Below are 2,882 nucleotides of genomic sequence, written 5' to 3'. Positions count from 1 at the left end.
ATTTCCCACCCCCCGCCCAGCGCGGTTCCTCTCCCGCTCGTGTCCGCGGCCCCCCCCCCCCCCGCCGGGGCGCCCCGGGCCAACCCCCCCGCCGCCGGACAGGTCGGCGCGCACTTCGCGCGCCACGAAAGCGGCCGAACACCTCATCACCGCGCGGGCGGCGGCCGTCGCGGCCACGGTCCGTCACCGGCACCGGCGGGTGGGAAGCGCCGACTGCTGTTCCAGTGAAGGGAGCACTGCCCGGACGTCGACGCACCTGGACGGCACCTGATGACGATGTCTCCCCTCGGTTCCTTCGGTGGACCGGACCCGTTCAACGAACTCCTCAACCGCTTCTTCGGGATGTCGCCGGCGGCCTCTCCCCCGGCCGTCCAGCGGGTGCCGATCGGCAGGCTGCTGACGGACTCGGCGCGCCAGCTGCTCGACCGGGCCACCACCCGCGCCGCCGACGACGGCAGCGCCGACCTGGACACCGAGCACCTGCTCTGGGCCTGCACCCAGATCGACCCCGCCCGCGGTCTGCTGGCCCAGGCGGGCGCCGACCCGGACGAGTTGGGCAAGGCGATCGCGGAGGCCCTGCCGGGAGAGAGCAGCGTTCCGCCCGCGGAGCCTGGGCTCACTCCGGCCGCCAAGCGGGTCCTGTTGCGTGCGTACGAGCGCTCGCAGGCGTCGGGGGTCTCGTACATCGGCCCCGAGCACATCCTCGGCGCGCTCCTCGACGACCCGAACGGGGCCGCTGCGAAGGTGCTGAGCGGGTATGGGACGGATGTCGACGGTCTGCGCTCCACGGCCGACCGGACGGTACGGCCGGAGGGTGCCCCGGCGGCCAAACCGGAGAGCAGGACTCCCACGCTCGACGAGTACGGCCGGGATCTGACCGATGAGGCGCGGGCGGGGAAGCTCGACCCGGTGGTGGGGCGGGCCGAGGAGATCGAGCAGACCGTCGAGATCCTCTCCCGCCGTTCGAAGAACAACCCGGTCCTCATCGGCGAGCCGGGCGTCGGCAAGACCGCGATCGTGGAGGGGCTCGCCCAGCGGATCGTGGCGGGCGAGGTGCCGAAGACCTTGGAGGGCAAGCGGGTCATCGCCCTGGACCTGTCCGGCCTCGTCGCCGGCGCGCAGTACCGCGGCCAGTTCGAGGAGCGGCTGAAGAACGTCATCGACGAGGTGAAGGCGGACGCTGACTCGACGGTGCTGTTCATCGACGAGCTGCACACGGTGGTGGGCGCCGGCGCGACGGGCGAGGGCTCGATGGACGCGGGCAACATGCTCAAGCCGGCTCTGGCCCGCGGCGAGCTGCACGTGGTGGGCGCGACGACGATCGACGAGTACCGGCGCTACGTGGAGAAGGACGCGGCGCTGGAGCGGCGCTTCCAGCCCGTGATGATCCCCGAGCCCTCGGTGGAGGAGACGATCCTGATCCTGGAGGGGCTGCGGGACTCCTACGAGGCCCACCACCAGGTCCGCTACAGCGACGCCGCGCTCGTGGCGGCCGCCGAGCTGTCCGACCGCTACGTCTCCGACCGCTTCCTGCCCGACAAGGCCATCGACCTGCTGGACCAGACGGGTGCCCGGGTGCTGCTCCGCTCGCTGGGCAAGTCGACCGAGGTCGTGGGCCGCGAGGACCGGCTGGCGAAGCTGCGCCGCGAGAAGGACGAGGCCGTCGGGGCCGAGGACTTCGAGAAGGCGAACGAGCTCAAGCAGGAGATCGCCCGCCTGGAGGGGGAGTTCGCGGGGGTCGCGGAGCGGCGCGAGGGCGTGATGGAGGTGACCGCCGACGACATCGCGGAGGTGCTGTCGCGGCGTACCGGCATCCCCGTGGCACAGATGACGCAGAGCGAGAAGGAGAAGCTCCTCAAGCTGGAGGACGCCCTGCACAGCCGGGTGGTGGGCCAGGACGAGGCGGTCACCGCCATCGCCCAGGCCGTGCGCCGCAACCGGGCGGGCATGGGCGACCCGAACCGTCCGGTGGGCTCCTTCCTCTTCCTCGGCCCCACGGGTGTCGGCAAGACCGAACTGGCCAAGGCGCTGGCGGAGTTGCTGTTCGGCGACGAGAGCCGCATGGTCCGCTTCGACATGAGCGAGTTCCAGGAGAAGCACACGGTCTCCCGGCTCGTGGGCGCCCCACCCGGATACGTCGGTCACGAGGAGGCCGGCCAGCTCACCGAGAGGGTGCGCCGGCAGCCGTACAGCGTCCTGCTCTTCGACGAGGTGGAGAAGGCGCACCCGGATGTCTTCCACACCCTGCTCCAGGTGCTCGACGACGGGCGCCTCACGGACTCCCAGGGCCGGACGGTCGACTTCCGCCACTGCGTGGTCATCATGACGTCGAACATCGGCGCCCAGCGGATCCTCGCCCATCACGGCGATGTATCGGAGATCCGGGACGACCTGAAGAAGGACCTGCGGGCCCACTTCGCGCCCGAGTTCCTCAACCGCATCGACGAGACGATCATCTTCCACGGTCTCGCCGCGGACGATCTCACCCGGATCCTCGACATGCTGCTACGGCAGAGCGAACGCCGTGTCCGGGCGCAGGGCCTGGAGTTGGAGGTGACGGAGGCGGCGAAGAAGCTGCTCGTCGCCCACGGACACCAGCCGGAGTTCGGCGCCCGGCCGCTGCGCCGCACGATCCAGGCGGAGCTGGACAACAGGATCGCGGACCTGCTCCTCGGCGGCGAGGCCGACCCCGGCGACACGATCGTGGCGGACGTCGTGAACGACGCCCTGGTGTGCCGGGTGAGCAAGCAGGAGGCCGGCTCGGCGGCCGCGTGACACCCCCTCAGCCCGCGGGGCACGGAAGTGACGTCTCCCCGACCGGCCCCCCGGCCCCAAGTCGACCCCCCGTCCGGCCCCGGGGCCCCGCCCCCCCCCCCCCACCC

The 2,882-nt window shown here is 71.9% G+C and carries 1 protein-coding gene; it reads left to right on the top strand.

Features of this window, described 5'->3' with window-relative positions:
• Window positions 1–270: 270 nt before the first annotated feature.
• On the top strand, window positions 271–2,775 hold the full coding sequence (locus ACFVZW_RS05880; RefSeq protein WP_384517269.1) for an ATP-dependent Clp protease ATP-binding subunit: 2,505 nt from the start codon (window positions 271–273) through the stop codon (window positions 2,773–2,775).
• The last annotated feature ends 107 nt before the right edge of the window (window positions 2,776–2,882 follow it).

It is taken from the genome of Streptomyces sp. NPDC059567 (assembly GCF_042735655.1).
Classification (GTDB): Bacteria; Actinomycetota; Actinomycetes; order Streptomycetales; family Streptomycetaceae; genus Streptomyces.
Note: the sequence above shows the minus strand (reverse complement) of the source record. Positions and strands in the feature narration are given on the sequence as shown.